Source organism: Exiguobacterium sp. s130 (genome assembly GCF_018619055.1).
Lineage (GTDB): Bacteria > Bacillota > Bacilli > Exiguobacteriales > Exiguobacteriaceae > Exiguobacterium_A.
In genome coordinates this window covers 7,813-14,286 of the sequence record NZ_JACSNI010000012.1, presented here as the reverse complement: position 1 = coordinate 14,286, position 6,474 = coordinate 7,813, and the positions used below count along the sequence as shown (strand labels likewise).

The window sequence follows — 6,474 nt, the reverse complement described above, 5'->3', positions numbered from 1 at the left end:
AGTCACGATTGACGAAGCTTGCGCTTCATTCGTTTTTGTATTCCGTAGAATACGATTTTTGCCTCATCGTTCAGTTTTCAAAGTTCGTCCGCGCCTGTTTTGGCGACTCAATTAGAATACCAAGTCTGAAACAAGAAGTCAACAACTTTTTTGAAATTGTTTTTTGCTTGTTTGCCGTAAGTGCTCGTCCTCTTAAGGACATGAATTAATATATCACGATAATTAGATAGGCGCAACTACTTTATTAAAATAACTTATAGTTTTTTTAGAGCATGTAAAAACCGCAGACAAGAATGGCTGCGGTTTACTTCATCATCAATGAGACGCGTCTTCTTTTTGCTTCGCTTATATAGAAGAAATACAGTGATTCCGCTAACTTCATTTGTGCTTCTAAATCACCATAGTCATCATAGCTGATTTCTAGAAGATGGCGTTTCATCAAATAATCTTCTTTTGCTTTTGCTAATTCTTCTAACAAACGCTCGTCGTACTCACTGCGAATCTTCTTTCGAAACCAACTCATAGTTCGCGACGTCCCTCCATTGCACGAGATAACGTCACTTCATCTGCGTATTCAAGATCTCCACCAACCGGAAGACCATGGGCAATCCGAGTGATCCGAATACCTGTCGGTTTTAAGAGACGCGATAGATACATCGCTGTCGCTTCTCCTTCGATGTTCGGATTGGTTGCTAAGATGACTTCCGTAATCGCTTCGTCCGCTTGAAGACGTGTCAGTAGACTAGATACATTGATATCCTCTGGACCGATCCCTTCCATTGGACTGATCGCTCCATGTAAGACATGGTACAACCCTTGGTAATCTCGCATCTTTTCCATTGCAATGACATCCCTTGAATCTTGGACGACACAGACGATCGTACGGTTTCGGTGTTTATCTGTACATACATAACAAGGATCTTGATCCGTGATATTCCCGCAGACACTACAGTAGGCAATGTCGCGCTTCGCACTGACCAATGCTTTTCCGAACATCAAGACATCGTCTTCTTCCATATCAAGGACATGAAACGCTAGACGAACTGCTGTCTTCGGACCAATCCCCGGCAGTTTTGTAAAACTTTCGATCAAACGACTAATCGCTTCAGGATATTGCAAGTGGTTTCCTCCTACGAATTAAAACATTCCCGGCAGATTCATACCTTGTGTGAATTTCCCCATTTTACTTGAGACGAGTTCATCGACTTTCTTCAAAGCATCGTTCGTTGCAGCTAAGACAAGATCTTGAATCATTTCAACGTCATCTGGATCAACGACTTCTTCTTTAATGATGACATCTACGATATTTTTATGACCATCGGCGACGACTGAGACCATTTCCCCGCCTGCTGTACCTGTCACTGTCAAATCTTTTAATTCTTCTTGTGCTTTCGCCATATCCTTTTGCATCTTCTGCATCTGTTTCATCATATTATTCATGTTTCCCATTCCGCGCATCTGTATTCCTCCTCGAATTTAATCTTCGAACTCTACGATATCACCAAAACGACCAAGCGTCTCGGACAATAACTGATCGCTCTCCGATTCTTGTTTTGTTTCCTTCTCTTCTATACTACTACTATTTCGCTTAGCAACAAACTCTGCCTTCAGTTCATGCCAATCGTTTGAGAGAATCGCTAAAATTTCGCGTTTGACGCCGCATATTTCATATAATGCTTCCTCAATCACGAAACGTGTTCGTTCATTGGTCATGACTTGCTCGAAATGCCATCCCTTACCGTCATCGAATTCGATCAATAGCGTATCCGCAGAGCAGAGAACCGGTTTACTTTCATGAAGCAACGAGTAGATTGGTCCATCTTCTTTTAGAATCCACTTTAGGATATGATCCCAGCGTTCCTGAATCTCACGCAACTGGGCTTTTTCTGCTCGTTCTAGCATTTGGCGAATCCGCTCTTTGGCGATTCGAACGGTTGGTCGTCCTTGTTTCCGCTTCGGCTGGGCTTGTGGTGCAGCCGCTTCTTGAGCTGGAACACCATTCGACTTCCACTGATGCATCTGTTCCTTCATTTCGCGGACTTCCTGCTGCAACGCTTGGACGATCTGCCCCGTCGTTCTTCCTTGTTCCGCGATTTGAATGAAGGCAATCTCAACGAGGACCCGCGGATGATTCGTTAATCGCATTTGTTGTTGGCAGTCATGTAACTGATCAATGATCGTAAAGCATGTCTCTGCTTCAATCGATTCAACGAATTGTTTGAACTCATCCGTCGGGCGAGCACGCTCTAGCAAGTCGACAGCTGTAGGAGAGGCTTTCAATAATAAGGTGTCTCGGTAAAAGAAGACAAGATCCTCAACGAAACGTTTTAAATCTTTTCCCGCTCGTTGCATCGTCTCAAGCGTCTGTAACAACTGGTCGACTTGATGTTCATGCAAGGCACGGGCAATGTTTAGTAATGCTTCATCTTCTACTGCCCCTGTTACTTCAAGAACAGCAGCATCGTTCAAATCACCGTTTGAAAAAGCAACCGCTTGGTCGAGTAGACTCAGTGCATCACGCATGCCACCATCCGCTGCACGGGCAATCAATCGTAAGGCCGTATCCGAATACTCGATCGATTGATCTTTTAAGATATATTGCATCCGTTCTACAAGTTGATCGACTTCATGCCGCTTTACATCGAAACGTTGGCAGCGGGAGATGATCGTCGCTGGGATTTTATGTGGTTCGGTCGTTGCTAAGATGAAGATGGCGTGTGCCGGCGGTTCTTCTAGTGTTTTAAGCAGTGCATTAAAGGCGCCTGTCGACAACATGTGTACTTCATCAATGATATAGACTTTATAGGCTGCTTCTGAAGGGGGATATTTGACTTTATCCCGGATTTCCCGAATTTCATCTACGCCGTTATTGGAAGCGGCATCGATTTCGAAGACGTCTGGACTTGATCCTTCCGTGATCGCAAGACACGTGGGGCACGTATTACACGGTTCTTTGACCGGAGCATGCTCACAGTTGATCGCTTTAGCGATGATTTTGGCAAGACTCGTTTTTCCCGTTCCACGAGGACCCGAAAATAGATAGGCGTGGGACATGCGTCCCTCCATCAATGCATTTTGGATCGTACGGGTGATATGCGCTTGTCCAACGACTTCGTCGAAACGTTGCGGACGGTATACGCGGTATAGTGCTTGATAGGCCAAGTTTGCGCCTCCTCTTTTTAAGTTCCTCATTCTATTTTACCTAAAAAAGTCTACAACCGAAACCGGCTGTAGACTTGTCTTTAAAAATTAAACTGCCGCGCACCATATTCTGAAATATGTTCAACATGCGTTACTCACGCAGCCTGCTCAGTCCAAGCACCCCTGCAACACACAGAGAGCACCACTTAAGGCTGCTTCCTTCCGGACCTGACCTGGTTCATGGGTATCTGTTGCGCAGGACTCAAACGTCAACGCTACTTACGTGAGGCAGACCACACCAATCATATCCCTCGACATGGAATTCAGTCTCGCTATAGCGGATTGCGAGTGACAGGGAACCGCTACATCCCCACCTAGCACGGCAAATGGTTTATCGATTTTTAGTGGCACCTTGTTTCAGTGCTTTTTCATTATACTGTTTCATCTGGTGTGATGCAACCCATTGCCCGCTTTCGTGCTTTCTTTTTCGCACGTAGTTCCCGAAAGAACGTCGTTAGCATCTCCCCACACTCTTTTTCTAATATACCGCTCGTCAACTGTGAGACATGATTGAACCGATCGTCTTGCACCAAGTTCATCAGTGTTCCACAACATCCACCCTTCGGATCGACGGCACCAAAGATGACATGTTCGATCCGTGACAGCATGATGGCACCCGCACACATCGGACACGGTTCGAGTGTCACGTAGAGCTCACACCCTTCAAGTCGCCAGTTCCCGAGCTTTCGGCAAGCTTCCTCAATCGCGATCAACTCGGCATGTGCCGTCGCCTGTTGATCCGTTTCCCGGTGATTGTAACCCGTCGCGATGACTTCATCGTCTTTGACAATGACACATCCAATCGGAACTTCTCCGATCTGTTCTGCCTTTTTTGCTTCTTCGATCGCAAGTCGCATATAGTGTTCCTGTCGTTCCATCGATGATACTCCTCACTCTAAAAAAATTCTCCTTTTGAAACTTCAGCAAGTCGTACTTCTTTGTGCTAAAATATAAATTGCACTTTGCTGAACGGAGGGTCATTGTATATGTTCATAACGGTTGAAGGACCGATTGGTGTAGGCAAAACATCACTTGCGAACGCCATCAGTCACCATTTCTCTTTTTCTATGTTACGCGAAATCGTCGAAGAAAATCCCTTTCTTGGAAAGTTCTATGAAGATATCGAAGAATGGAGCTTCCAGACGGAAATGTTCTTCTTGTGCAATCGCTTCAAACAACTCGATGATATCGAACGTCATTACCTCAGTAAACAACGCTCTGTCGTTGCTGATTACCATATCTTTAAGAACTTGATCTTTGCACACCGCTCTCTAAAGGTAGAGCATCTTGAGAAGTACGAACAAATCTACTCGATCCTGACGACAGATATGCCGAAACCGGATGCTGTCATCTACTTGAACGCAAGCATCGACACCTTGATGAAACGTGTTGCGCTGCGCGGACGAGAAATCGAAGAAAACATGTCACGTGCCTATCTCGAACAATTAGCCGAGGATTACGAGACATTCGTCACGGAATACCAAGCCAAACATCCGGAAGTCAAAATCATCCGTTTCGACGGGGATGCACTCGACTTCGTCAAGCGGCCGGAAGATCTCGAGTACGTCTTGACGACGATCCGGAACGAATTATATGAAGGAGCGAACCACGCATGAACTTGAAGCTACGCGAACAATACAACATCCCGGCAGATGCCGTCATTACGATCGGCGGTATGGTCGGGATCGGTAAATCAACGATCACAAACGGATTAGCAGATGCCCTTGGTTTCCGGACGTCACTCGAAAAAGTCGATACGAACCCTTACTTGGATAAATTCTATCATGATTTCGAGCGTTGGAGCTTCCACCTCCAAATCTATTTCCTCGCTGAACGCTTCAAGGAGCAAAAGCGGATTTTCCAATACGGTGGTGGTTTCATCCAAGACCGTTCGATCTATGAAGATACAGGGATCTTCGCTAAGATGCATTTCGAAAAAGGAACGATGTCTCCAACGGACTATGAAACGTATTCAAGTTTATTTGACGCGATGGTCATGACACCATTCTTCCCACATCCAGATCTTTTGATCTATCTCGAAGGTTCATTCGAGCAAGTCCTTGAACGGATTCGTCTTCGCGGACGTGAGATGGAGCAACAGACTCCAATCGAATATTGGGAAGAGATGTATGAACGCTATACGAACTGGATCAACAACTTCACGATTTGCCCGGTACTCCGCTTGTCGATCGACGAATACGATTTACTGAACGAGCCAGAATCGATCGACCGGATTCTCGCGAAGATTGAAAAACAACTTGAAGTTGCGCGCATTGCCAATACACGATAAATGATCAGATCTGCCTCTTAGGCAGATCTTTTTTTGCGCAAAAAAGGAGACGCGTCTCGCATCTCCCTCCTATTAACCAATCACTTGATTGATCTGTTCCATATGGTGTAAATCATGTTGAGTCATCGCTCCGAGGAACTGACCAATCGTCAACTCTTTGTCTTTAATGACGACCTTGTCCTGCAGGCGATCTTCCGGAATCAATTCGACTGCACGGCGCAATAAGTCACGGCTGACTAAAAACTCATCGATCGTCAAGATCCGTTGTTGCTCACGGCTCATCTTCGCTGCTTCATCATTGACGGCTTGGCTATCCGGCGCAACACGGAATGGTTCACCCGCGAGCAAGTACGGAATACGCTCTGCGACCATGAAACGATCCCATGGTGATAAGTGACCAATGATCTCAGCAACCGTCCACTTACCTTCCGCATACGATGTCCGCCATGCTTCTTCTGAAATCTGTTCTAAGTCTTTTACATATGTCATCGTCATCGCATAATGCGAAAGCAACGATTCTTTTGTTTGTTCGTTCATTTCGTCCACCTCTTCTTCGTTTTTCACGTAGGCAACCATAGCATGCACGAAGAAAACGATGCAACAAAAAAGCACCTCAGAATTGAGATGCTTCATAAAAAGCGGAGTCGGTGGGATTCGAACCCACGCGAGCCTTGCGACCCCTAACGGATTTCGAGTCCGTCCCCTTCAGCCGGACTTGGGTACGACTCCATGATTATTATTATTTTTGGGTAAAAAAAAAGAAGTGGAGGAGGCGGTGGGATTCGAACCCACGCACGGCTTTCGCCGCCTGACGGTTTTCAAGACCGTTCTCTTAAACCACTTGAGTACGCCTCCAAGCTATAAAACGTGCATGTCGTTGTCAAAAAATAAAAATGGAGGAGGCGGTGGGATTCGAACCCACGCACGGCTTTCGCCGCCTGACGGTTTTCAAGACCGTTCTCTTAAACCACTTGAGTACGCCT

9 protein-coding genes, 2 tRNA genes and 1 other RNA gene are annotated in these 6,474 nt (G+C 45.8%); 3 read left to right on the top strand and 9 right to left on the bottom strand.

What is annotated here, in order from left to right; translation table 11 throughout:
• Positions 1–209: hypothetical protein (locus HZS85_RS16490; RefSeq protein ID WP_214856866.1), on the top strand; the 209-nt coding region annotated here is incomplete at its 5' end.
• 95 nt (positions 210–304) lie between these two features.
• On the opposite strand, the gene HZS85_RS16485 is transcribed toward HZS85_RS16490, so the two are convergent.
• The 6 genes from HZS85_RS16485 to tadA all read right to left on the bottom strand — a co-directional run bounded on the left by HZS85_RS16485 (position 305) and on the right by tadA (position 4,079).
• The gene (locus HZS85_RS16485; RefSeq protein ID WP_050679042.1) at positions 305–523 is read right to left on the bottom strand and encodes a YaaL family protein; all 219 of its coding nucleotides are present in this window, start codon (positions 521–523) and stop codon (positions 305–307) included.
• Positions 520–1,119: a recombination mediator RecR gene (gene recR / locus HZS85_RS16480; RefSeq protein WP_023469882.1), complete on the bottom strand. Its 600-nt coding sequence runs from the start codon at positions 1,117–1,119 to the stop codon at positions 520–522. The genes HZS85_RS16485 and recR overlap by 4 nt, the downstream gene beginning before the upstream one ends.
• Positions 1,120–1,137: 18 nt before the next feature.
• The gene (locus HZS85_RS16475; protein WP_029343040.1) at positions 1,138–1,458 is read right to left on the bottom strand and encodes a YbaB/EbfC family nucleoid-associated protein; all 321 of its coding nucleotides are present in this window, start codon (positions 1,456–1,458) and stop codon (positions 1,138–1,140) included.
• A gap of 18 nt (positions 1,459–1,476) precedes the next feature.
• Entirely contained in the window at positions 1,477–3,162 is a 1,686-nt protein-coding gene (gene dnaX / locus HZS85_RS16470) for a DNA polymerase III subunit gamma/tau (RefSeq protein WP_035409912.1), read from the bottom strand.
• Between the two features lie 95 nt (positions 3,163–3,257).
• An RNA gene (gene ffs, locus HZS85_RS16465) (signal recognition particle sRNA large type) lies at positions 3,258–3,524 on the bottom strand.
• Positions 3,525–3,572: 48 nt separating this feature from the next.
• On the bottom strand, positions 3,573–4,079 hold the full coding sequence (tadA, locus tag HZS85_RS16460; RefSeq protein ID WP_035409909.1) for a tRNA adenosine(34) deaminase TadA: 507 nt from the start codon (positions 4,077–4,079) through the stop codon (positions 3,573–3,575).
• Positions 4,080–4,187: 108 nt separating this feature from the next.
• Between tadA and HZS85_RS16455 the strand changes: the two genes are divergently transcribed.
• The gene (locus HZS85_RS16455; RefSeq protein ID WP_050679045.1) at positions 4,188–4,817 is read left to right on the top strand and encodes a deoxynucleoside kinase; all 630 of its coding nucleotides are present in this window, start codon (positions 4,188–4,190) and stop codon (positions 4,815–4,817) included.
• Positions 4,814–5,491: a deoxynucleoside kinase gene (locus HZS85_RS16450; RefSeq protein WP_029343036.1), complete on the top strand. Its 678-nt coding sequence runs from the start codon at positions 4,814–4,816 to the stop codon at positions 5,489–5,491. The genes HZS85_RS16455 and HZS85_RS16450 overlap by 4 nt, the downstream gene beginning before the upstream one ends.
• 72 nt (positions 5,492–5,563) lie before the next feature.
• On the opposite strand, the gene HZS85_RS16445 is transcribed toward HZS85_RS16450, so the two are convergent.
• The 3 genes from HZS85_RS16445 to HZS85_RS16435 form a co-directional block, all read right to left on the bottom strand.
• Positions 5,564–6,028: a DinB family protein gene (locus HZS85_RS16445; RefSeq protein ID WP_035409903.1), complete on the bottom strand. Its 465-nt coding sequence runs from the start codon at positions 6,026–6,028 to the stop codon at positions 5,564–5,566.
• Between the two features lie 102 nt (positions 6,029–6,130).
• Positions 6,131–6,220, bottom strand: a tRNA-Ser gene (locus HZS85_RS16440).
• A gap of 35 nt (positions 6,221–6,255) precedes the next feature.
• Positions 6,256–6,346 (bottom strand) — tRNA-Ser (locus tag HZS85_RS16435).
• Positions 6,347–6,474: the final 128 nt, after the last annotated feature.

Coding starts and splice junctions, on each gene's coding strand:
- HZS85_RS16485 (WP_050679042.1), bottom strand. CDS start 523: ATGAGTTGGTTTCGAAAGAAGATTCGCAGTGAGTACGACGAGCGTTTG.
- HZS85_RS16475 (WP_029343040.1), bottom strand. CDS start 1,458: ATGCGCGGAATGGGAAACATGAATAATATGATGAAACAGATGCAGAAG.
- tadA (WP_035409909.1), bottom strand. CDS start 4,079: ATGGAACGACAGGAACACTATATGCGACTTGCGATCGAAGAAGCAAAA.
- HZS85_RS16455 (WP_050679045.1), top strand. CDS start 4,188: ATGTTCATAACGGTTGAAGGACCGATTGGTGTAGGCAAAACATCACTT.
- HZS85_RS16450 (WP_029343036.1), top strand. CDS start 4,814: ATGAACTTGAAGCTACGCGAACAATACAACATCCCGGCAGATGCCGTC.
- HZS85_RS16445 (WP_035409903.1), bottom strand. CDS start 6,028: ATGAACGAACAAACAAAAGAATCGTTGCTTTCGCATTATGCGATGACG.